22 protein-coding genes and 1 other RNA gene are annotated in these 24,190 nt (G+C 48.3%); 22 read left to right on the top strand and 1 reads right to left on the bottom strand.

Going from position 1 to position 24,190, the window contains the following annotated elements; genetic code table 11:
- Window positions 1–179: 179 nt before the first annotated feature.
- Entirely contained in the window at window positions 180–1,385 is a 1,206-nt protein-coding gene (locus tag ACFSUC_RS12470) for an S-layer homology domain-containing protein (protein WP_379929947.1), read from the bottom strand.
- 363 nt (window positions 1,386–1,748) lie between these two features.
- Between ACFSUC_RS12470 and yqfC the strand changes: the two genes are divergently transcribed.
- From yqfC to ACFSUC_RS12360, 22 genes are all read left to right on the top strand, one after another.
- The gene (yqfC, locus tag ACFSUC_RS12465; protein WP_379929946.1) at window positions 1,749–2,030 is read left to right on the top strand and encodes a sporulation protein YqfC; all 282 of its coding nucleotides are present in this window, start codon (window positions 1,749–1,751) and stop codon (window positions 2,028–2,030) included.
- Window positions 2,031–2,051: 21 nt separating this feature from the next.
- A complete protein-coding gene (gene yqfD, locus ACFSUC_RS12460) occupies window positions 2,052–3,248 on the top strand; it encodes a sporulation protein YqfD (protein WP_379929945.1) in 1,197 nt (398 codons plus the stop codon).
- A 6-nt stretch (window positions 3,249–3,254) separates the two neighbouring features.
- Entirely contained in the window at window positions 3,255–4,226 is a 972-nt protein-coding gene (locus ACFSUC_RS12455; RefSeq protein ID WP_379929943.1) for a PhoH family protein, read from the top strand.
- Between the two features lie 47 nt (window positions 4,227–4,273).
- A complete protein-coding gene (locus ACFSUC_RS12450) occupies window positions 4,274–6,490 on the top strand; it encodes an HD family phosphohydrolase (RefSeq protein ID WP_379929942.1) in 2,217 nt (738 codons plus the stop codon).
- A gap of 124 nt (window positions 6,491–6,614) precedes the next feature.
- On the top strand, window positions 6,615–7,094 hold the full coding sequence (gene ybeY, locus ACFSUC_RS12445; protein WP_379929940.1) for an rRNA maturation RNase YbeY: 480 nt from the start codon (window positions 6,615–6,617) through the stop codon (window positions 7,092–7,094).
- Window positions 7,091–7,597: a diacylglycerol kinase family protein gene (locus tag ACFSUC_RS12440; protein WP_379929939.1), complete on the top strand. Its 507-nt coding sequence runs from the start codon at window positions 7,091–7,093 to the stop codon at window positions 7,595–7,597. Before ybeY ends, ACFSUC_RS12440 begins: the two co-directional genes overlap by 4 nt.
- Complete coding sequence (locus ACFSUC_RS12435) at window positions 7,594–8,004, top strand: cytidine deaminase (protein ID WP_379929937.1); 411 nt, start codon at window positions 7,594–7,596, stop codon at window positions 8,002–8,004. Before ACFSUC_RS12440 ends, ACFSUC_RS12435 begins: the two co-directional genes overlap by 4 nt.
- A gap of 328 nt (window positions 8,005–8,332) precedes the next feature.
- Entirely contained in the window at window positions 8,333–9,244 is a 912-nt protein-coding gene (gene era / locus ACFSUC_RS12430) for a GTPase Era (RefSeq protein ID WP_379929936.1), read from the top strand.
- Between the two features lie 150 nt (window positions 9,245–9,394).
- Window positions 9,395–9,556, top strand: coding sequence for a YqzL family protein (locus tag ACFSUC_RS12425; protein WP_379929935.1), 162 nt, complete (start codon window positions 9,395–9,397; stop codon window positions 9,554–9,556).
- 75 nt (window positions 9,557–9,631) lie between these two features.
- On the top strand, window positions 9,632–10,387 hold the full coding sequence (gene recO, locus ACFSUC_RS12420) for a DNA repair protein RecO (RefSeq protein ID WP_379929933.1): 756 nt from the start codon (window positions 9,632–9,634) through the stop codon (window positions 10,385–10,387).
- Between the two features lie 328 nt (window positions 10,388–10,715).
- Window positions 10,716–11,597 (top strand): glycine--tRNA ligase subunit alpha, encoded by an 882-nt coding sequence (gene glyQ, locus ACFSUC_RS12415; protein WP_379929932.1) that lies wholly within the window; start codon window positions 10,716–10,718, stop codon window positions 11,595–11,597.
- A 1-nt stretch (window position 11,598) separates the two neighbouring features.
- A complete protein-coding gene (gene glyS, locus ACFSUC_RS12410; RefSeq protein WP_379929931.1) occupies window positions 11,599–13,674 on the top strand; it encodes a glycine--tRNA ligase subunit beta in 2,076 nt (691 codons plus the stop codon).
- Window positions 13,674–14,504: a pyruvate, water dikinase regulatory protein gene (locus ACFSUC_RS12405; protein WP_379929930.1), complete on the top strand. Its 831-nt coding sequence runs from the start codon at window positions 13,674–13,676 to the stop codon at window positions 14,502–14,504. Before glyS ends, ACFSUC_RS12405 begins: the two co-directional genes overlap by 1 nt.
- Before the next feature lie 145 nt (window positions 14,505–14,649).
- A complete protein-coding gene (locus ACFSUC_RS12400; protein WP_379929929.1) occupies window positions 14,650–15,138 on the top strand; it encodes a YaiI/YqxD family protein in 489 nt (162 codons plus the stop codon).
- 28 nt (window positions 15,139–15,166) lie between these two features.
- Complete coding sequence (gene dnaG / locus ACFSUC_RS12395; protein WP_379929928.1) at window positions 15,167–16,990, top strand: DNA primase; 1,824 nt, start codon at window positions 15,167–15,169, stop codon at window positions 16,988–16,990.
- A gap of 44 nt (window positions 16,991–17,034) precedes the next feature.
- Window positions 17,035–18,150, top strand: a complete 1,116-nt coding sequence (rpoD, locus tag ACFSUC_RS12390; RefSeq protein WP_379929927.1) for an RNA polymerase sigma factor RpoD — start codon at window positions 17,035–17,037, stop codon at window positions 18,148–18,150.
- 124 nt (window positions 18,151–18,274) lie between these two features.
- On the top strand, window positions 18,275–19,117 hold the full coding sequence (locus tag ACFSUC_RS12385) for a hypothetical protein (protein ID WP_379929926.1): 843 nt from the start codon (window positions 18,275–18,277) through the stop codon (window positions 19,115–19,117).
- Complete coding sequence (locus ACFSUC_RS12380) at window positions 19,114–19,875, top strand: tRNA (adenine(22)-N(1))-methyltransferase (protein WP_379929925.1); 762 nt, start codon at window positions 19,114–19,116, stop codon at window positions 19,873–19,875. The genes ACFSUC_RS12385 and ACFSUC_RS12380 overlap by 4 nt, the downstream gene beginning before the upstream one ends.
- On the top strand, window positions 19,851–20,969 hold the full coding sequence (locus ACFSUC_RS12375; RefSeq protein ID WP_379929924.1) for a Nif3-like dinuclear metal center hexameric protein: 1,119 nt from the start codon (window positions 19,851–19,853) through the stop codon (window positions 20,967–20,969). The genes ACFSUC_RS12380 and ACFSUC_RS12375 overlap by 25 nt, the downstream gene beginning before the upstream one ends.
- 79 nt (window positions 20,970–21,048) lie before the next feature.
- Window positions 21,049–21,446, top strand: an RNA gene (gene rnpB, locus ACFSUC_RS12370) — RNase P RNA component class A.
- Between the two features lie 504 nt (window positions 21,447–21,950).
- Window positions 21,951–23,114 (top strand): AMP-binding protein, encoded by a 1,164-nt coding sequence (locus ACFSUC_RS12365; protein ID WP_379929923.1) that lies wholly within the window; start codon window positions 21,951–21,953, stop codon window positions 23,112–23,114.
- 137 nt (window positions 23,115–23,251) lie between these two features.
- Window positions 23,252–24,121, top strand: a complete 870-nt coding sequence (locus ACFSUC_RS12360) for a sugar phosphate isomerase/epimerase family protein (RefSeq protein ID WP_379929922.1) — start codon at window positions 23,252–23,254, stop codon at window positions 24,119–24,121.
- Window positions 24,122–24,190 lie beyond the last annotated feature (69 nt).

Below are 24,190 nucleotides of genomic sequence, written 5' to 3'. Positions count from 1 at the left end.
TCTCATGGCTCGTTTCAAATATAGCTTTTTGGACGGAGCATTTTGATTATCACTCGTGGCATATACCGTTAAGGTAGCTGCTTGTACGGATGAAGCAGACGGCCAGATCACGAGAGGCAACAGTAGAGATAAAATGAGTACCAAAATAATGACTTTTTTTCGTTGTCTCCTCAATGTAATCACTTTCCTTTATTCGGATTTTTTAAAATAGTAAATCCGCTATTTTTATATGCCATATTCGTTTGTACTCCTATATCCCAATCTTCATTGGAGTATTCTCCATAAAGTACAAACTCTATAGTGTCTCCTTTTTTAGCTTCAAAAATATCACTCATAAATACTTGTACAAAACCAAATTTATTTCGAGGTTCAGAATATGTGAAGAAAGAACTGGGATTTAAAAAGCTGTAATTACTAAACGTCAATTCATTTCCGTCTTTTTTATAGGTCACATCAAATACCGCGGTCACATACCCCGTCTGCCCCACCCAGAAATAGGCGGGATGCTCATCCCTATCCCACAGGAACTTGCGCTCGTAGAAGCTGACCGTATCGCCTTCGGTCGGAATGACGTATACGCGCTTCAGCTTCGCATCAAAATTGTAATGCTCGATCACCTTTTGCTCTTCGATCAAGTTCAATAGCGGCTCCAGTTCAGAGACTGCGGTGGCATTCATGCCGGTTTCGGCCAGTTCTTTCAGCTCCTGCAAATATTGAAAGTCACTTGGATGTTTGGAAGATTGGGTCGTGACGAGGTTCTGGATGATCGCAACCGCTTCGGCACGGGTCGCGTTCTTTTTCAGACCGAGGGATGCATCCGGAAAACCATTCATGATCTTGGAACCGACTACCAAGCCGGTGTAAGGCACATCCGCTTTCTTCAGTTCCCTGTAGTCCACAAACGGGATATCTCCGTTATACAATCCATCAAATGCCTTCAGGTACGCATCATACTGATCACTACGGGCAAGGCTTCGGGCCGCTAGTCGTATCATTTCTAATCGTGTAATCGGTTCCTTATAGGATTTAAAATCGGCTTCGCTATGAATCTTGCTTTCAATCGCTTCATGCACATATGCCTGATACCATGGCGTACTGCCACTGGAATGCGGAATATGTAGCGCATCTACCAGCATCTTAATAAACTCGGCCCGAGTGACAGACTTGCTTGGCTTGAAGGTCTCATCGGGATAACCGGCTACGATATTCTCTTTGACCGCCCAGGTGATGGCAGAGTTCGCCCAGTGACTGGTAGACACATCTTTAAATCGGATAACAGACTTGGCTTCTGCTGCTTTTGCAGCGGGTTCCAAAGAGGGAGGTGTCAGCAAACTGGTAACGGTTAGGGACAGCACAGCTGTCAGGGTCAGGATTTGTTTTTTCATTATCATTTACCTCATCGAATATCCATCATTATGTAACTAGTTTAATGATGACAGACTAGTAGTTTGATTATGACATAAACGCTATAGATTCTCCATGTCTTTCCATAGTCCTTCATGCTTCGGCTTTCCATGTATTCTTACCTTCAAAAAATCATCAAAAAAAGCACCGTTTACACACAGGCGGCATGTCAGGCAGGCTCCTTGTGTGTAAACGGTGCTTCCGTTTCTCATGTCCTATATTATACCATATCCAAAATCCGTGGCAACGGGAGCAGGGCGAATAATTGCGATAGGCTGCGCATAAAGTGTAAGAGCCTGCTATGAATGCATACCCGGGCACAGGTAAGGAGGCACGTGTAGAGAATGCTTGGCATACATCGGAAAATGAAAAAATGGACGGCACAGCTGCTTGATCTGCCACAGGACCTCGTGTTCGACCTGCCTCGGGTAACCATGATCGGCAATATGCAAATATATATCGAAAATCATCGTGGGGTGATCCATTTTTCCCCTCAATTGCTGGAGTTACGTTTAAGCACAGGCAGTATGGAGATACGAGGGACGGAGCTGGTCATACGCGGCATTTTGAGTGAGGAAGTCTTTATAGAAGGCCATATTCATGACATCCGTTATGTGCAGGAATAGAGATGAGGGAGGTCAGTGTCGTTGCGTAGAAAATGGCAGCACAAGTTGCAGGGGACGGTTCAAATCGAAATCAGGGGAAAGCAGCGCTCGGCATTCATCAATGCAATGGCGAAGCGAGGCATACAGGTATGGAATGTTCACTACCAAGACGCAGATCGGATGTTTGCAGATATTTATGTGAAGGATTATTTCCGTCTTCGGCCGCTCTTGAAGCAGACAGGCTGTCGCGTGCAGGTGCGACAACGAAAAGGATGGCCATTTCGATTCAGGCGAATCCGCAAGCGCAAAGGCTGGCTGGCTGGTCTGGGTTTGTTTTTTGTTTGTCTGTACGTGCTCTCTTCTCTCGTATGGGACGTGCAGGTCGAAGGAAATGAACAGCTTTCGAGCGAGCAGATCCTTGAGGCAGCGAGGCAGAAGGGGCTGTATGAGTTTCAGTGGCTGTTCAGACTGGATGACCCGGAAAATATCTCCAGACAGCTGCTGAAGGAGTTTCCTGGCGTGTCCTGGATTGGCATTCGTCGGGAAGGGGTGCAGATTACGATCAAAGTCGTAGAGGCCACCCTGCCCGAGCCGGAAATCTTGCAAAATCCGCGAAACCTGGTCGCCTCATATGATGCGGTCATTACGAATATCTTTACGGAGCAAGGAGTCCCCAGGGTAGGAAAGGATGACCGGGTGAAACGCGGCGACGTTCTCATTTCGGGCGTTCTGGGTGATGAGGAAAATCAGGAGATTGTGGTCGCGGACGGCAAGGTCATGGGACTGGTTTGGCACACTATGCACATCGAAGTCCCTCTGAAGGCGCAGGTCAAGACTTATACGGGCCAGAAAAAAGAGCGCAAGTACCTCGTTCTGGGAGATCGGGCGCTCAAGCTGTTCGGATATGGGGGCAAGGCATATGAACAGGCGGAAACACAGCGGGAACAGCAGAAGCTTTCCTGGCGGGAGTGGACACTTCCCATCAGTTGGATGAGTGAAGAAGTGCGGGAAAGCGAGTACGTTACCTTGACTCGTACCCCTCAGGAAGCCAAGGCGCAGGGGTTGGAGCAGGCGCGTGCGGAACTGCTCTCGGAAGCCGGAGAGGACGCTTCGATTGTCCAAGAAAAACTTTTGCATGAAAAGACAGACAGTGGTAAAGTTTATATGAACGTATTTTTTGAAGTGGAACAAAATATCGCGAAAGAACAAGCAATTATCCAGATCGATCAAGGAGAATGAGGCCTGTTGGTTGAAGAAACAAAATCCATCAAAATTGAACTCGCAAACGCAGAAGAGGGACTGGCTCTGTTTGGTCCACAGGATAAGCATCTGCAGATTATTGAAGCACAGACGACAGCAAAAATCATGTCGCGAGACGCAGAGATTGTCATCGAAGGGGTGCAGGGGGAGCTTGAATCCTTGCAGCAATTGTTCGATGTATTGCTCAAGCTCGTTCGAGGCGGTTTCGCCATTAGTGAACGGGACGTGCAGTATGCCTTTGATCTCTCCCGAAACCTGCAGGCAGATCAACTGCTTGACCTGTTTCATGATGAAATTACGAAAACCTTTAAAGGCAAGTCCATTCGGGTTAAAACGATTGGTCAGAGAAAATATATCGTCACCATCCGTAAAAAGGATGTCGTCTTCGGGATCGGACCAGCCGGGACAGGCAAAACGTATTTGGCTGTGGTCATGGCGATTGCCGCTCTTAAAGACAACAAGGTGAAACGAATTGTCCTGACACGTCCAGCTGTGGAGGCCGGTGAGAATCTCGGATTTCTGCCCGGTGATCTGCAGGAAAAGGTCGATCCTTATCTGAGACCGCTCTATGACGCTCTCCATGACGTACTGGGACTGGAGCAGGTGGCCAAGCTGATGGAGCGGGGCATTATCGAAGTGGCACCTCTTGCCTATATGAGAGGACGCACGCTCAATGATTCATTCATTATTCTGGATGAAGCTCAAAATACAACGCCGGAACAAATGAAGATGTTTTTGACACGTCTCGGTTTCGGTTCCAAAATGGTCATCACCGGAGATATTACGCAAATCGATTTGCCAAAAGGAAAAAAATCCGGATTGATGGAAGCCCAGCGCATATTGCAGGAAGTAGAAGAAATCGGATTTATTACGTTCGCACAGCAGGATGTCGTCCGTCATTCTCTTGTTCAAAAAATTATCAACGCCTATGAGCAGCAGGATTCACGTGAAGTGTGAGAAACATGAGCAGCGTGAAAAGAGTGGTAGGAGAGGGCTGACCTTACATGTTTGCAAAAGTATCTGGTAAATCCAAATGGACCTTGAAGCTGAACGGTTGGCAAAACAGCATTGTCATCCGTTCTCTTTTCTATTTCATCCTGGTACTGCTTTTCTTCTTTACGGTCAGAGACTCGGTTATTCCGCCTACATACAATATTGAGGTGAATACGAGAAGCGAGACCTCGATTACGGTTCCGAAGAAAATGGAAGATGGGATTGCAACAGAAAAGGCTCGCGCTGAAGCCAAAACCCAGGTGCAGGATGTGTATACGACTCTCTCGATCAGAGAAGAGGATTTAATAGAAAGTGTTTACGACAAGCTGGAGCAAATCAACGGCGATGAGCAGTTCTCTTCCAGTGAAAAAGTAGAGATTTACCTCAACTTCTTTCCGACGGAATATCTGAGCTTTGTAGAGAAAACCACAGATTCACTGACGAATCGTCCGGAACTGAAAGCGGAAGCAGAGAAAAAAATGACGGAGCAGCAGTACCGGATTCCAGAGGAGATTTATTTCAAATTCCCTCGGGTGGACCTGACCGCTCTGTCAGATATGGAACAGGTGACCAAAGAGATTGTCAACCGGCTCACCAATGATCCACTGCTCGATGCAACCAATGCCCGTGCCAAAGTGGCTGAACTGGTCAATGCCTCTGAGCTGACCTCCAATACGGCCCGTGAGCTGGTACAGGAAATTTCCCGCTATGTGATTGTGCCGAACCGTTTCTATGATGATCAGGCGACAAGAGAAGCGAAGGAAGCAGCCGGCAATGCGGTAGCGACGATCTACGTGGAGCAGGGAGAAGAGATCGTAGCCGAGAATGAGCTGATTACCCAGGAATTATATAATAAACTTGAATATTTTGGACTCCTTGATGCGGAAAATAACTACTGGTCCGAGCTTGGCCTGTTGCTGGTTGTCCTGCTGCTGGTAAGTGGCATTTACATGTTCAATCGGCAAAGTGACCTGAATATTCGGTCACAGAACCCGGCCTTGCTTATGTTGTTGCTCATCTACGGGATTAATATTATCGGAATGAAAATCGTCTATCTGGGACAGAACCTCGATTATCCGTACATCGGATTTTTGGCGCCAGTAGCGGTGAGCAGTATGCTGATTACGATCTTGCTGAATAGTCGTCTGGCTATTGTGTCTGTCCTGATCTTCAGTGTGCTTTCCAGTATGCTGTACAGCATGGAGGGCGGACAGGCCGTCTTTGATTTCCGCTTTGGCTATGTGACGCTGGTCGTTGGACTGGTTGCCGTGTTTACCATCAACCGGGCGAGTCAGCGTTCTGCCATCTTGAAGGCGGGCATGATGATTTCCTTGTTCTCGATATTCGCTGTCGTCTCTCTCATCTTGCTGGATCAGACGTACACGACCAGAGAAATGATCATGGCGCTCAGTTTTTCATTTGCCAGCGGTTTGTTGACCGCCGTGCTGGTCATTGGCTTGCTGCCGTTCTTTGAAGTCTCATTTGGCATCTTGTCTCCCCTGCGTCTCGTGGAACTGTCTAATCCGAACCATCCGTTATTGCGAAAGCTGCTGACCGAAACTCCGGGGACTTATCATCATAGCGTAATGGTGGGTAATCTGGCTGAAGCGGCTGCCGAAGCAATTGGGGCCAATGGCTTGCTGTGCAGAGTGGGCTCATTCTATCATGACATTGGCAAAACGAAACGACCTAGCTATTTTATTGAGAATCAGGTAAACATGGAGAATCCGCATAACCATATTGAGCCAAGCTTGAGCAAGTCGATTATTGTGGCACATGCGAGGGACGGCGTGGACATGCTGGAAGAGTATAAAATTCCGAAACAGATATCTGATATTGCAGAGCAGCATCATGGTACGACTTTGCTGGGCTTTTTCTATCACAAGGCGATGAAACAGCAAGAGGAACTGCCTGAGGAAGAACGGGAAGAAATTCTGGAGTCGGACTACCGTTATCCAGGTCCGAAGGCACAGACGAAGGAAGCGGCCATTGTCGGCATTTCGGATTGTGTGGAAGCCGCTGTTCGCTCCTTGCGAAATCCGACGATCGAGCATATCGATTCCATGGTCGACAAGATTATCAAGTCACGTCTTGAGGATGGTCAGTTCAATGAATGTGACCTGACATTGCGAGAGCTCGATATGGTGGGCAGGTCCTTGAAAGAAAGCCTACTCGGTATTTTTCATTCCCGGATTGAATATCCGGAACTGCCTAAGAAGCCGTCCTGATGTCCTGTTACAGGGTAAGAGGGATAGTCGTGGACAAGCCGGAGTATGTGCTAGAACGAGATCGAAGAAGCTAGTTCAAGCCATAACAAGCTAGGGAGTATGCATTGAAAAGGAGAGAATGCACATGGAAGTGTTGTTGGAATGGAGCAATGAACAGGAGCAACTGGAGATTCCGGAGACGCTGATCCCCAAGCTGGAGGAACTGCTGCGAATTACAGCGGAAGTTGAGGGTTTGGAAGCGGGAGAAGTCGCGCTCACTTTCGTAGATGACGAACGGATTCATGAGTTGAACAACGAATATCGGGGAATAGACCGACCGACCGATGTGCTGTCCTTTGCGATGATGGAGCAGCTCGATGGCGAGCTGGAAATCATTTTTGAAGAAGAAGCCCCTTCGGATATGTTGGGCGATATCATTATCTCCGTTCCTCGTGCACAGGCACAGAGCGAAGAATATGGTCATTCATTCGAGCGGGAGCTTGGTTTTCTGTTCGTTCACGGCGTGCTTCACTTGCTTGGATATGACCATGAGAGTGAGGAAGAAGAAAAAGCAATGTTTGCCCGACAGGAGCAGATCCTGGAAAAAGCCGGTTTAACCCGATGACAGCCTGGTGGAAGGGGCTCATTTCGAGCTTCCGCTATGCCTGTGAAGGAGTAGGCTTTGCCTTGCGCACCCAGCGCAACATGAGAATCCACTTTTTATCCGGTTTTTCTCTAATTGTGCTTATGCTCATACTGCCCTTTACTTTTGTGCAACTGGCTATGCTGTTCGCTTGTATGGCGCTGGTCATTTGTATGGAGCTGATGAATACAGCGGTTGAACAAATGATTGATCTCGTTCAGCCGAGCCCCCATCCGCTTGCCAAAGCTGCCAAGGATACGGCCGCTGCCGCTGTGCTCGTTGCAGCGGTTTTTGCCGTATGTACAGGAGGATTGATTGTCATTCCCGTCTGGCTGGAGCTTCATACTGAGGCGGAGACGGTCTGGAAATGGATGGTCACTAGCGTGCCGGGCATCCTATTTCTTGTGGGCAATGGATATGTCATGATGCATCAATTGGCCTGGTTCCAGGCCAAATATGAACCCAAACAGGAGGACTCCAATTGAGTATAGATAGAGGTTTGCGAGATGAGTTACTGGCAGCAGCAAAGCAGGCCAGAACACGTGCTTATACTCCCTACTCCGGCTTTCAGGTCGGCTGTGCGCTGCTGGGTGAGGACGGGCAGATCTATATGGGCTGCAATATTGAGAACGCAGCATATGGTCCTACCAATTGTGCAGAGCGTACGGCCTTGTTCAGTGCGATTGCAGCAGGACAGCTTCCACGCAGTTTTCAAGCGATCGCGGTTGTCGGAGATACGAATGAACCGATTACGCCATGTGGCGTGTGCAGGCAAGTGATGGTGGAGCTGTGTCACCCCGACATGCCTGTGTATTTATCCAATCTGCACGGACAGCAGCATGAAACGACGGTAGCGGCCTTGCTGCCAGGTGCTTTTGGCTTGAAAATGTGAACGGTAACGGTAACGGTAACGGAATCGGAAGCAGAAACAGGAAACGAAAATGGGAAGTCAAATTGAATTGTAGATATGAATGTGAAATTTAAGAACAATTTGTCATTACGAAAATTCTGAAAAGAATGAAGTGAAAGTAATAGAAATAGAGAATGGAAAGACCAGAACAGAAGTAAATGCAGAAGCAAAAACAAAAACAAAAACAAAAACAAAAACAAAAACAAAAACAAAAACAAAAGCAGAAGTAAAAGCAAATGCAAAAGCAAAAGTGAAAGCGAAGGGATGGCAAACTGTCAATGAAGTTGCTATCCCGAAGAGGAGGAGCAAGATGTCAACGTCAACATCAAATCAAGCGTATCATTCCGGCTTCGTGTCCATTGTGGGAAGACCCAATGTAGGGAAATCGACCCTGATGAATCACATGATCGGACAGAAAATCGCCATCATGTCCGATAAGGCCCAAACGACACGCAATAAAATCCAAGGGGTCTATACCACCGACCAGGCACAGATTGTATTCATCGATACCCCGGGTATTCACAAACCGAAATCCAAGCTGGGTGATTTCATGATGAAGGTTGCTCAGAGCACCCTGAAGGAAGTCGATGCGGTTTTGTTTCTGATCGATGCGTCCCAGGGACTGGGAGCTGGAGACCGTTTTATTATCGATCAGCTTCAGCAGGTTCAAACACCTGTCTTCCTCGTCCTGAACAAAATCGATCAAGTGCATCCGGATGAGTTGTTGCCGCTGATTGCCACCTACAAGGATCTGTATGACTTCGCAGAAATTGTGCCCATATCCGCACTGCATGGCAACAATGTACAGACGCTGCTCGATCAAATTCTGAAATATATACCGGAAGGGCCGCAATACTATCCGGACGATCAGGTGACAGACTATCCCGAGCAGTTCATATGCGCAGAGCTGGTTCGCGAGAAAATCCTTCATATGACCCGTGAAGAGATTCCGCATTCCATCGCCGTCTACATCGAGGATATGAAGGTTCAGGACAACGGGGTCGTGCAGATTGGCGCGGTCATTTATGTCGAGAGGGATTCTCAGAAAGGCATCATCATCGGCAAAAGAGGGGCATTGCTCAAAGAGATCGGTCAGCAAGCTCGACAGGATATGGAGGCACTGCTCGGATCGAAGATTTTCTTGGAGCTGTGGGTAAAGGTGAAGAAAGACTGGCGGAACCAGGAACATGTGCTGAAGGATCTCGGTTTCAGACACGACTGATCCCGTAAACAGGGGTGTACCACTAATTTCTAGGATAGGTGCTGATCTGTCAACACATTCTATAGATAGCTTCTTGTTCAACCGAATCTGATTCATCGCTGATCTGCTATCGAACTGCATCGAAAACTGCATCGAAAGGAAGGAATACGTATGCGAGACTTTTCGTGGAAGTATTTTGTGTTGTCTGGAGATGTGGATGCCTACATGCTATACAAGGAATCACTGGATTCATTTTCAAATGAAACGGAATTCATGGAAGCGGCAGCGGCTGGCGAGGAATTAAGGGCAGAACAAATCAACGATCAATCATGAGATTTAGAATGTGGAAGAAGCCTTCTGGGAGATCACATCACTTAGGGAGATCAAGTGAAATGGGGAAAACCGGATATGATCAAACGAATCGAAGGTATTGTCATTCGTTCATTCGATTATGGTGAGGGAAACAAGATTATTCGACTGCTCACGGAACAAGGAAAAGTCACGCTCATGGCCAAGGGAGCCAAGAAAGTGAAAAGCCGTCATGGGGCGGTCTCCCAGTTGTTCACACAGGCTGATTTTGTGTTCTATCAATCAGGAGAAATGGGTACGCTCAATGCGGGAGAAACCATTCACTCCTTTCACGCCATTCGCTCAGATTTGCTCAAATCAGCCTATGCGTCTTATCTGACAGAGCTCGTGGATCGGATGATGGAAGACAACGAGGCAAGCCAGGCGATTTATCAGCAGCTTCTTGCCGCTCTGACCGCCATTGAGTCTGACAAAGATCCGGAGCTGATCATACATGCCTTTGAACTGAAGATGTTGCACCTGGCCGGCTATACGCCGGTATTTTCGCATTGTGTGCATTGTGGACAGCAGGAGAAGGGATTGCCAGCTTTCAGTCCGTCTCTGGGCGGCATGCTTTGTCCGGACTGTTTGCAGCAGGATGCCTATCGGCTGGCAATGAATGAGAAAACGCTGAAAATACTCGCTCTCTTGCAGCGTCTGGATTTGCGAAGGTTGGGCGAGACGAAGGTGTCTGCGCAAACGAGGAAAGAGATGAAAGCGTCCATGAATGCATTTATCGATACCCATATTCAATTGAAGCTCAAATCCAGGTCATTTCTGGAGCAGATGGAGAAATACGGGTTTCATGAATCGTGAGCTTGAAATTGGCTTGAATTCGTGATATCATTTTCTATTATTTTAACAGAATCCTTGCATGCGTCGATGAAAAGGAGTAACCGTTGATCAGATTGCAAAGCGAGCCGGGGATGGTGGGAGCCTGGCCAATTGCAGCGGCGAAGGCATTTCGGAGTATGCAGATTACGATCAGAGTGGGTGCGGATTTGCGAACAGGCAAGTTCTGCTGCCAAATAGGGTGGAACCGCGGGAGCAGCCTCTCGTCCCTATGCCTTTGTTTAGGTATAGCTGGACGGAGGCTTTTTAGGTTGCATAAATTGAAAATGGAAAATGAAAGGAATGGTGGAGCATGAATTTTCAAACCATGATTCTGACGCTGCAGGATTTTTGGGCGAAGCAAAATTGTATCATTGTGCAGCCTTATGATGTGGAAAAGGGTGCAGGCACGATGAACCCGATGACCTTTCTGAGAAGCATCGGTCCAGAGCCTTGGAATGTGGCATACGTAGAGCCTTCCCGCAGACCGGCTGACGGACGTTATGGGGAAAATCCCAATCGATTGTATCAGCATCACCAGTTTCAAGTGATTCTCAAGCCGTCTCCTGACAACATCCAGGAGCTCTATCTGGACAGCTTGAAGGCGCTCGGCATCAATCCGCTGGATCATGATATCCGATTTGTAGAGGATAACTGGGAATCTCCAACGCTTGGAGCATGGGGACTTGGCTGGGAAGTATGGCTGGACGGCATGGAGATTACGCAGTTTACGTATTTCCAGCAAGTTGGAGGCATTGACGCCAGCCCAGTTTCCGTCGAAATTACGTACGGACTGGAACGACTGGCTTCGTATATACAAGACAAGGAAAATGTATTTGAACTGGAATGGGTAGACGGCATCCAGTATGGAGATGTCTTCCACCAGGCTGAATACGAGCATTCCAAATATACTTTTGAGGTGTCGGACACCAAAATGCTTTTTACCCTGTTCAACATGTATGAGGAAGAAGCAAAGAAAGCGATGGAGCAAAACCTCGTCTTCCCCTCCTATGATTATGTACTGAAATGTTCGCATACATTCAATCTGCTGGATGCCAGAGGGGCGATCAGTGTGACGGAGAGAACCGGATACATTACCCGTGTCCGCAATTTGGCAAGGAAAGTGGCAGCCGTGTATCTGGAAGAGAGAGAGAAGCTCGGATTCCCGCTATTAAAAGGAAAGGAAGTGGAGTAAGATGGCAAAGGATTTTCTTTTGGAGCTCGGATTGGAAGAAGTGCCAGCTCGTTTTATTCCGGGTGCTATCGACCAACTCTCAAAAAAGTTCGAGGAATGGTTGAACGCTTCCCGAATTTCCTATGAATCGCTGGAAGCTTATGCGACGCCGAGACGCCTCGCACTCAACGTGACCGGCATGGTCGAGAAACAGGAGGACATGCAGGAAGAAGCGAAGGGTCCGGCCAAGAAAATTGCTTTGGATGCGGACGGACAATGGACGAAAGCAGCGCTCGGTTTTGCACGCGGTCAGGGAGTCGATCCGGATCAACTGTATATGAAAGAGATCAACGGGGTTGAATATGTGCATGCTGTCAAAAACAGCATCGGACTCCATACCAAGGACTTGCTCGCCAAAGAATTGACCGCGATGATGACAGGTCTGCATTTTCCGAAAAATATGCGCTGGAATCAGTATGAATTGAAATTTGTGAGACCAATTCGCTGGATGGTCGTATTATTCGGAGAAGAGATTGTACCGATTGAGATCACAGGTGTGACGTCCGGCAACCAATCGGAGGGTCACCGTTTTCTCGGCAAACCGACTGCCATTGAACAGCCGAGTGTGTACACGGAGCGTTTGGCAGAACAAAAGGTGATCGTGAACCAGCATACGCGTCAGGAAATGATTCTGGAGCAAATTGATCAGTTGTCCAAAGAGCAAGGCTGGCGCATCGATATTGACGAAGGATTGCTGGAAGAAATTGTGCACCTTGTTGAATATCCCACCGTCTTATACGGGACGTTTGAAACCGAATTTTTAACTATACCCCAGGAAGTATTGATTACATCCATGAGAGAGCATCAGCGCTATTTCCCGGTCAAAAATAACGAAGGTCAGTTGCTGCCTTATTTCGTTACCGTACGGAACGGGGACGATCGAAATCTTGCGCAGGTGGCCAAGGGAAATGAGAAAGTGCTGAGAGCCCGTCTGTCGGATGCCCGTTTTTTCTATGAAGAAGATCAAAAGCTGTCGATTGATACGGCACTGCAAAAACTGGAGAAAGTCGTGTTTCATGAGGAGTTGGGCACGATTGGCGACAAGGTGCGAAGAGTTCGCAGCATGGCCAAGAAAATCGCCAGAGCGCTGGATCTCAATCCGGAACAAATTGAGCGGATCAAACGTACGGCCAACATTTGCAAGTTTGATCTCGTGACACAAATGGTCTATGAATTCCCGGAATTGCAAGGCGTCATGGGTGCCGATTATGCGGGCAAGGCAGGCGAAGAGGAAGAAGTGGCGCAGGCCATTTTCGAGCATTATCAGCCAAGGTTTTCCGGCGATGCCTCTCCAGCTTCCATCACTGGCGCTGTAGTCAGTGTGGCTGACAAGCTTGATACACTGGCTGGCTGCTTCTCGATTGGCATCATCCCGACCGGTTCCCAAGATCCTTATGCCCTGCGCAGACAAGCCGCGGGCATCGTGCAGATTCTACAGGACCACAATCTGGCCATTTCGTTATCCGGGTTGTTCGCTATTGCCAGCGAAGTATTGCAGGAAGCAGGATTGGCTCACCAGTCAGCGGAAACGTTGAATAAGGAATTGACGGATTTCTTCGGCCTCAGAGTGAAGAACGTGCTGTCAGATGCGGCACGTTATGATGTGGTCGATGCGGTCATGGCAGCTGGATATGATCACATTGGTGACGTCATTGGCAGAACGAAAGCTCTGTCTGCGGCGGTTCAGGGTGATGACTGGAAAGGGATTGCAGAGGCCTTCAACCGGGTGAGCAACCTGGCAGCCAAAGCGGAGCACGATCATGTCAGCGATGAATATCTGGAAACTTCAGAGGAACAAGCACTTGCCCATGCATGGCGGCAGGCAGCTGTGGAATTTGAATCTTTCCTGCAGCAGGGCAAACAGGAAGAAGCCCTGCAGGTTCTTTCGGAGATGACAGGAACGATCCATCAGTTCTTTGAAAACGTCATGGTCATGGCGGAAGATCAGGCTGTTCGTGAAAACCGTCTGGCCTTGCTGAAGAACATTGCCAGCCTGACCTCACGCTTTGCGGATTTCAAAAAGCTGGTCGGTGCCTAATGCAGACACCTATCTCCCCCTCAGACAACTTGAAGGTGTATGTGATTTCGGATTCCGCCGGGGAAACTGGCGAATCGGTTGTCCGGGCTGCTGCTGCTCAGTTCCACCCTGTTCATCTGGAAATCAAGCGATTCCCTTTCATTGATTCCATCGATATGATTGATCAAGTGCTGAAGCTAGCCATAAGACACGAAGCGGTCATTGCCTTTACACTCGTCGTTCCTGAGCTGAGAAGATACATTCTCGATCAGGCGCTGAAGCTTCAACTGGTCTGTATCGATGTGCTGGGTCCGGTGGTCGATCGCTTCGAGAAGAAACTCGGACTGACCTCCAAGCATCTTCCCGGCATGGTTCACCGCCTGGACGAGCATTACTTCAAAAAGGTTGAAGCGGTGGAATTCGCGGTTAAGTATGATGACTGCCGAGACCCTCGTGGCATATTGAAAGCAGACGTTGTGCTGGTTGGTGTTTCCCGCACATCGAAAACACCGTTGTCTATGTATCTGGCCTACAAATCCTTTAAGGTAGCCAATGTACCGCTCGTGCCGGAGATCAAGCCGCCAAATGAATTGTTTGAGGCAGATCCGAAGAAAATCGTTGGACTGAAAATCAGTACCCGCAAGCTGAATGCCATACGCAAGGAACGTCTGAAGTCGCTTGGTTTGAACGAAGATGCGGATTATGCGAATACCAATCGGATACAGGATGAACTGGCTTACGCCGTAGATTTGATGGACAGACTCGGTTGCAAGGTCATCGATGTTTCGGACAAGGCCGTAGAGGAAACAGCGAGTGTCATCCTCGAATGGTTTTCCCACCAGAACCGCTAGTGCTGCACGCAATTGCTAATGCGCTTGCCGTTTCAGCTTGATCGGCTTGGGTAATGGAAGAAAGACAAGAAAAGCATGCAGGATTTTTTTTGCGGGTATCGTATATAATAGTTAGAAATTGATGACAGAAACGGAGAACATCTGATTGAATGCTGCGCCCTGTATTTATGTAGATGCGGATGCCTGTCCCGTCAAAAAAGAAATTATAGCGGTAGCGGAAAAATGCCAGGTGGAGGTGTTCATGATTGCCTCTTATGATCATCACCTGGAAAAACCCGCCGGTTCATCGCTCATTCACACCGTTCAGCTTGATCGCGGGTTTCAGTCTGTCGATATGTACATCGCCAACCATACTTCACCTGGAGATGTCGTCATTACACAAGATCTGGGACTTGCCGCGCTGATCCTCGGCAAGAAGGCTACAGCGCTGTCCAATCGCGGGGAAACATACACACCGGATCAGATAGACTTTTTGCTGGCTGTCCGTCACACTCATGCCAAAAAAAGGCGGGCTGGAGGGCGGACAAAAGGGCCAAAAGCGATGACGGAAGCAGATCGTCAGCGCTTTCTACAATCTTTGACAAAAATTTTGGTAGAATTGCAGGAAAATCATTCATCACAGCGAAATACTTAAAGTGCAAAATGACGAAGGTGATCTCCGCATGAACAGTGGGTTTATCCCGGAAGAAGATGTCAATGAAGTCAGAAAGCAAAGCGATATCGTGGAAGTGGTTAGTCGGCATGTTCATCTGACGAAGCAAGGTCGGAACTATATGGGTTTGTGCCCTTTTCATTCCGAGAAAACACCCTCGTTTACCGTTTCTCAGGAGAAACAGATTTTTCGTTGCTTTGGCTGTCAGGCCTCGGGAGATGTCATTCGATTTGTGATGGATATAGACGCCCTAAGCTTTCCGGAAGCTGTAACCCAGCTTGCTGAGGAAGCAGGCATGAATGTCCATTGGAGTGTGCGGCCCGAACAGGATACGCCCGAGCAGCGCAATAAATTAAAGCTTCGGGAAGCGAATGAATGGTCGGTCAAGTTTTACCAGCTTGTCCTGACGGGAACGGAGCAGGGCAAGCCTGCAAAGCAGTACATGAATGAAAGAGGCATTACAGACCGCCTGATTCAAACTTTTGAGCTAGGCTATGCTCCCCCTTTCTGGGATAAGCTCGTACAGGTATTGGACAGCAAGGGTTTTGAATTGGAGCAGCTGGATGCGGGAGGATTGGTACGCAAAACAGATCGCGGTTATATCGATTTGTTTCGGGATCGAATCATGTTCCCCATTCATGATGGGAAAGGGCAGGTGATTGCCTTTGCCGGCAGGGTTCTAACATCCGAACAGCAACCGAAGTATATGAATACACCGGAAACAATCCTGTTTAACAAGAGCCGGGTGCTGTACAATCTGCATCGGGCGAAGACAGAGATCCGAAGAACCAGTCAGGTCGTCTTGTTTGAAGGGTATATGGATGTGATGAAAGCATGGGAGGCCGATGTCAAAAATGGCGTCGCCACGATGGGAACAGCTCTGACTCAAGAGCATGCGGCGATGATGAAGCGTTATGCAGACGAGGTGCTGATCTGCTATGACGGCGATGAGGCCGGTCAAAATGCAGCGGCCAAAAGCATCGCGATTCTTGAGCAGGCACGGCTGAGAGTAAAGGTGGCTGTGCTGCCCAATCAAATGGACCCGGATGATTATATCGCCCGATACGGTCCAGAGGCTTTTCGTCAGCAGATCATAGAAGTGCCCTTGACCAGCACGCAGTTCAAGCTCAAATGGGTGAGAAAGCGCTGGAACAGACGTGATCCTGACAGTAAAATCAAATTTATTCGATCATCTTTGCAGATTATATCCAAATTGTCCACCCCAAGTGAACGCGAATTGTATTTGAAGGAACTGTCTCAGGAGAGCGAGATCGAAATCGGGACATTAAAGCAGGAAATCGAGCAAATGAGGCAGGAAATCCAAAAAAAACAGCGAATTGGGGATAATATACAAAAACCGTGGAATACTGTAATGAATGATAGAAACCGTACTGTCTCCCCGTTGAAGCCCGCCTATTATAATGCGGAACGGACCTTGCTGTACATGATGATGCATCATCGTGATGTAACGCTAGAGGTACAGGCCAAGCTGGGAGATCAATTTCATGTAGAAGTGCATGCAGCTTTGGCTGCTTACTTATATGCCTTTTTTGCTCAGCATGAAGAGGTCGATTTGACTCGCTTTGTGTCAAGCCTGCGGTCTGATGAATTGGTGCAGACTGCAAGCTCAATCTTGTTGATGGAATCAGAACCGGAGGTTTCCCCCGAAATTATCGATGAATATATCCGTCATATCCGGATCGTGCCACAGTTGAGAGAAATCGAGCAAAAAAAGCGAGAAATGCTGCAGGCTGAGAAAAACGGCGATGTAGCAACCGCGATTCGTCTAGGAAGTGAAATCATAGCCCTGGAAAGACAATTGAAAGGCAAGTAGATCAATTGTGAAGATAGACCTTCCAGGGAGGAGGGAGTTGGATTATGGCTAACGAACGGCATTCAGACATCGAACCAGAGTTGACGCTCGATCAGGTCAAGGAACAGCTAATCGAAATCGGGAAAAAACGCTCGGTTCTCACATATAAAGATATCATGGAACGTCTGAGCCCTTATGAACAAGATCCGGAACAGATTGATGAGTTTTTTGAAAATCTAGCAGAGTTGGGCATTGAGGTCGTGAATGAGGCGGATGATATGAACACCACGTCCTCCAATAACGATGATGATGACTTTACTTTCGACGAAGACCTGAGTCTCCCACCTGGTATCAAGATCAATGACCCGGTTCGGATGTATCTCAAAGAAATCGGAAGAGTCCCGCTTTTGTCCGCAGAAGAAGAAGTTTCCCTTGCCAAGCGCATTGAAGAGGGCGATGAAGAGGCAAAGCGCCGACTGGCTGAAGCCAACTTGCGTCTCGTCGTCAGTATCGCCAAGCGCTATGTAGGTCGAGGCATGCTGTTCCTGGATCTGATTCAGGAAGGAAACATGGGTTTGATCAAAGCCGTTGAGAAATTTGACCACACAAAAGGCTATAAATTCAGTACCTATGCGACATGGTGGATTCGTCAGGCCATTACACGAGCGATTGCGGACCAGGCCAGAACGATCCGTATTCCGGTTCATATGGTAGAGACGATCAACAAATTGATTCGCGTTTCCCGTCAGCTTCTTCAGGAATTGGGTCGTGAACCGGCACCGGAGGAAATTGCCAAGGAAATGGAGCTCAGCGTCGAGAAGGTACGGGAAATCATGAAGATTGCCCAGGAACCAGTATCCCTGGAAACGCCAATCGGGGAAGAGGATGATTCCCATCTCGGTGATTTCATTGAGGACCAGGAAGCGCTGGCCCCGTCTGATGCAGCGGCTTATGAACTGCTGAAAGAACAACTGGAAGACGTCCTCGACACCTTGACAGAGCGTGAGGAAAACGTGCTTCGTCTTCGCTTCGGACTTGATGATGGTCGAACACGCACGCTGGAAGAAGTTGGAAAGGTGTTTGGCGTCACACGTGAGCGAATTCGTCAAATCGAGGCGAAAGCACTGAGAAAATTGAGACATCCGAGTCGAAGCAAGCGCCTGAAGGACTTCCTCGAATAGGTTTCATTCAGGAGAGACATCCCATTAACTTCATTTTATATTCAGCAAAACCTTTTCTGCTTGCAGTTAAGGTTTTTTTTCTCCATTTCCAGGTGATTGATGAAAATGAGAGGCGGTGGACAGGGTGGATGCGCAAAAAAGGAATATACTGCTGCACGAAATCGAGCATTGGCGAAGAAGTAAACTTCTCCCGGAGCAGTACTGCGATTTTCTGTATAATCTGTACACGGACAAGGAAGAGACGAGCGGTCATGTCATAGAGAGCTCGGCAAAAAAAATTCGTGAGAGTCGTCCTAAAGTGTGGATTTTCATTTCATTGGCATGCGCTCTGATCAGCATCCTGTCTGTTCATTTTCTGCATTTGTCATGGGAGATACAGGCAGGTATCGCCGGTCTTACCGGACTGGGTCTCTATGTGTATGGCTGGGTGAAGAAGGACACGCAGCCTTTATTCGCGCAAATGATGATCGGGATTTCCTTTATCGGAGTCATGTTGTTTGGATTACATATCTTAAATCAGTTGGAGACAGAGGGGAGTATCCCATCCTGGGTGAAGGGCGCGTGGCTTGTCTGTTGCTGTTTATGGTGGATGGCTACGGGGATCGCCGCCAAAATGCCCATCTTTCATTTTAGCGGAGTGGCTGTTCTGCTGCTGGGCTATTCCTGGGTCCTGCACCAGCGATTCGAATCGGAAACCTCATGGATCCTGATTCAGGGAATGTGGGTACCGTTGTCTCTGCTTCTGATCTGGGTGGGCTGGATGTTCGGTATGCGAATCAGATCAATTGGCATGGTCTATATCGCAAACGGACTGATTCTCTGGTTCGTCCCTGAATTGTACATGCTGTTTATCCGTGATATGATTACCGAAGTGACACAGGCTGTCCTGCTGCTGAAAATTTTGATAACAGCGGTTAGCTTGTTTATGTCAAGAAAAAAGTGGACGGAATGGGTTGTGAATTCATGATTCGTATTTCCCGCCGATTGCTGGCGATTGCTTCATATGTAAAAAGGGGAAGCCGAGTGGCAGACATTGGTTCTGACCATGCCCTGCTTCCCATTTATTTGATCCAACAGGGGATCGCGCTTCATGCATGGGCCGGAGAAGTCAACCTGGGCCCGATGCGAGCAGCCCGGCGAAATGTTCAGGCCTACGGCCAGAGTGAGCACATCGAGGTGCGTCACGGCAATGGCTTGGACGTTCTAAGTGAGGACGACCAAGTGGATTGCATCACGATTGCGGGCATGGGGGGCGGCTTGATCGTAGAGATTCTGCAGGCAGGGCGTGAGAAGCTTGCAGCCGTGAAACAGCTCGTACTGCAACCCAATGTGGGTGAAGAAGCCGTACGCAGATGGCTCGTGCAAAACGGCTGGAAGCTTGAAACTGAAGAGATCTTGAAGGAAGACGGAAAAATCTATGAGATTCTCAGTGCGGTTCGGGCTGAAGATGCAGAAATCGGGGACGTGTATCCAGATTCACTGACCTTGTCCTGCGGTCTCGCTGTCACACAGGATGAGCTGTTCCAGTACGGCCCCTATCTGATTCAGCATCCTGCCAGCGCCTGGTTGGAAAAGTGGCAATCCGAAACACACAAAATGGAGAAGATTCTCGTGAATATGGCGCAGTCAGAGCAACCGGAGGCGATCTCGAAAAGAGAGCAATTTGCCCATAGACTGCAGCGAATCAAGGAGGTTGTACATTGTTTGCAAAAGGAGCAACGCTGATCCAGTGGCTGGAAGAATGGGTGCCCAAGTCTATCGCGGTGCCGGATGACCGGATCGGATTGCAGCTAGGAACGTTGCAAAAAGAAATAAAAAACGTCATGATCACCCTGGAAGTGACGGATGCCGTTATCGATGAAGCCATTGCCAGGTCCGTGGATCTGATTATCGCCCACCATGCGATTATGTTCAGGCCGCTCAAGCACCTGCAGACGGATACCCCGGCAGGACACAAATACGAAAAGCTGATCAAACACGACATTGCGGTGTATATTTCACATACGAATTTGGATATCGCCGAAGGCGGTGTCAACGATATGATGGCGCAAGCGCTAGGTCTTCAAAAAACCAGGGTACTTGCGAAAACGGGTGAAGAAGAACTGCAGAAACTGGTCGTGTTCATACCGAAAGCGCAGGAGGAGGAAGTACGCTCCGCGATCATGCGTGCAGGAGCAGGATGGATCGGTTCCTACAGCCATTGCAGCTTCAACCTCGAGGGAACCGGCACCTTTCTCCCGGAATCCGGTACCCAGCCGTTTATTGGGGAGCAAGGAAAGCTGGAGAGTGTAGCCGAAGTGAGGATGGAAACCATCGTGCCTGTAGCCATTCGCAATCAGGTGCTCGCCGCACTGAAAAAGGCCCATCCTTACGAAGAACCGGCCTATGACCTCTATCCACTGAAGCTGGAAGGAAAACCGCTTGGACTTGGTCGAGTGGGTGAATTGTCGGAAACGATGACCCTTCGGGCATTGAACGATCAGGTCAAGACAGCATTTGGCCTATCCATGTCTCGTGTTGTCGGCGAACTGGACACCCCGGTGAAGAAAGTGGCGGTGCTTGGCGGCATGGGGGCTCGTTATCTGTCCAGTGCCCTGTTCGCAGGCGCGGATGTCTATATTACGGGCGATATTGATTATCATACGGCGCAGGATGCACTGGAAGCCGGGATGACTCTAATTGATCCCGGACATCATGCGGAGGAGATCATGAAAGCTCCGGTGGCCGCCTATTTGGAAAAACGACTGGCAGCCAGCAAATTTTCTTCTACGAACGTGCTGGTATCGGAGACGAAAACCGATCCGTTTCAGTTCGTCTAGCGGTAAATACAGGTATGAAGCCCCATTAATTAGTGGTTGAGTTTCGTTCTGGTTCACAGTATACTGTTGTATGCAGCTGAAAGTTTGACGGACAATCGCCGGTGGCATGAGCCACGGGAGGAAAGTCCGGGCTCCACAGGGCAGGATGCTGGATAACGTCCAGTCAGCGCGAGCTGAAGGATAGTGCCACAGAAATGGACCGCCGATGGCGTGTTTCACGCACAGGCAAGGGTGGAACCGTGGTGTAAGAGACCACGAGGGAATCTGGTGACTTTTTCCCTGGTAAACCCCATCTGGAGCAAGACCTAATGGACGCCGTACTTCGCGTACAGCCTTAGCCCGAGGTGCGTCAGGTTGGTCGCTTGAGCCATCCAGCAATGGATGGCCTAGATAGATGATTGTCACTTCAACGGTGGGAGGGTGGTTCCCGTTACGACCACTGGAAGGACAGAACCCGGCTTACGGCAAACTTTCAGGGAAACCATTGCATGCAGCGCAGAATCAACTTAATCTTTCATTTATTTCTGTTCGTGAAACGATATCGATGGCAGAATCCGAGACGGGTTCAACAAAATGCTGTCGATTTTTTTCATTTTAAGAATAGAAAAAAAGTGGTTGATCATGTAAAAGATTGTTTGATATAGTTAAATTGACTCTGGTTATGATGGATATCATCCAGGTAAATGGAGCGAACGCAGCCATCAATAGCAGGAAGGTGGTGAATTAACGAATAAGATATTAATCAAACGCAAACGATTGCATGCTGTTTGTGCACGATAGCCGTTAGAGGTTAGTTACAGGTTACAGGAACTATGATGATCGTTGTTCACTATGAAAGCGATTACGATATAATTTTCTAAAAATTCGGAATATTCATTTCATTTCAATGTGGAAGGAGGAACGGCGGACGATATACACGAGGTATCGGATTCAGGGATCTGCATGATGGAGATTGAGGATATGTTTACAGGAGTGCTTTGTATGATTACCACCGTTTCGCAACATCAAAAACTGATGGACCGCCTTGACCATGCGGTGCAATATTATCCTTACTACCGGTCATTGTCACATATGATGAACAGGGAAATGGATGCAGAGAAACTGCTTGCACAATTTCCAATCATGGACAAAAATATCCTGCATGTACACCGAGCAGAATTGGAGTTGCCCATTACCGGAACCACAGGCGAGTCATTCACATCCGGTACTACAGGCGTTCCTTTTCGGTGTGTCAAGTCAGTCGACGAAATGATGAAGCTGTCCCTTGTGATGTACAAGCATCGCGAAAAATGGGGATTGCCAGTCAGGCATCGTATGCTGCTTGTCAGCAACATGATGACCTGTGCGCCCTCGGACTGTGAGCGCTATCTGAAACAAATGATGGAGCAACAGCCACATTTTATACAGGGGCCTGCCTCAGCATTGTCCGCCATCGCAGATTATATCGTCTCAAGAGGAAAATCTTTGCGATTCCCTTCTAATCTTCAGTTTATTCAAAATTGGGGTGAAAGTCTTCATCCTCAACAAAAAGAAAATATTGAACAGGTGTTTCAGCGTCCCGTTGTGAACTACTATGGCCTTGAGGAGTTCTGGTGCGTTGCGTTTTCCAATCGGAATGGAAAGCTGGAGATAGACGAGGAAGCCGTTTATGTCGAGGTGCTGGACCCTTTGACAGGATCGCAGGTTGGTGATGGAGAGATGGGCGAAATTATCGTCACATCTTATTACATGAAAAGTCTGCCGTTTATTCGCTACCGAACTGGCGATATGGGCGCGATGGTGAAAGAGAAAGACGGTCAAAAAATACTGGATCTGCTGCCCATTCGCTATGAGCACATTCGTTTGCGTGAAGGTCAATTGCCAGCGTCTGTTTTTCATGACCTCGATAAGTTCTTCACACAGCTTTCTCAGGAATTCGGCTTCAAAGGCTACCAGATGATTCAGCTTGATTACGAAATATTTCGTTTATGCCTGGCTCCCGGTTATGGAGAGTTGCCCCTATTCATGATTCAGGCGCGAGTATCCTCGTTCCTCAAGTATTACATTCATGAACAGGTAGTGGTGGAGGTGGAGTCTGTAAAAAGGATAGCGCCTCATCCGTATACAGGGAAAGTGCATACCTTTGTTACACAAATTCAGCCATAGTATGTGGGGCGCAGCATTTCAATCAACCATTGTCGTGATAAAGGGAGCTGGGTGGCACTGAACCGGCATCCATCCCTGATCATGAACTGGGAGAACGGTCATCCGGGCCGACTTGTCAAGAAGGGAGAACAAAACTCATGAACATATCATTATGTACCATATCCTTTCGCCATGAACTGGTTTCACTATCTGATCTGATTCAGTTTGCTGCCCGCAGGGGATTTCAGGGGATAGAACTGTGGGGAGTACATGCGCGCTCAATCTGTCATCGCTTTGATGACCAGGTGCACTTGCTGAAAGCGCAACTGGCACAGAACGGATTAAAGGTTTCCATGATTAGTGACTATGTGGATTTTTCCGCGCAGCGCACCCAGGAAGATCGATTGGCTCAGATGGATGAGCTCATTGCAATGGCAGAGGCCTTTCAATGTGCAAAAATCCGAATTTTTGCAGGAGATCGGGGCAGCTGTGGCATCACAGAGGAGCAATGGTATCAATATGTGGAAATCTTCAAGCAACTGTCAGCGTATACGCATGAGCATGACAAACTGTTGCTAATTGAAACCCATCCGGGTACGCTCGCGGACTGTTTGCCTAGTACGCTGCGTCTATTGCATGATGTGAAACATCCTGCCTTTCGGGTTAATCTCGATTTTCTGCATATGTGGGAATCGGGTATACACCCGATTGAAGCGATCCGAACCCTAAAGCCATGGGTGAGTCATGTGCATTTGAAAAATGTCAGAGACCGTCAGTCTTTATCGGTGTTTGAGCCACTGAATGTTTATGCGCCAAGCGGTTCACGAGAAGGAATCGTTCCGCTTGAGAGCGGAGCGGTGCAATATGAAGAAATTTTGGACTGGCTGCAGCGGGAGATGCCAGGGATGGATGGTTCCATTGAATGGTTCGGTCCCAAACCCTTCGAACAGATCACAAACGAGCTACAATGGATACAGGATCAGTTGCACATTCAGCGAAATCAGCCATTGAGTGGAGTCAATTCGTGAAGGAACTTTCTACTTTCTGAAAGATAGGCATGGAGGCTGTGCAAGCAGCAAAAGAGCGGTGAGGGATGA

This window comes from Marinicrinis sediminis, assembly GCF_042685085.1.
GTDB classification, from domain to species: Bacteria; Bacillota; Bacilli; order Paenibacillales; family KCTC-33676; genus Marinicrinis; species Marinicrinis sediminis.
Note: the sequence above shows the minus strand (reverse complement) of the source record. Positions and strands in the feature narration are given on the sequence as shown.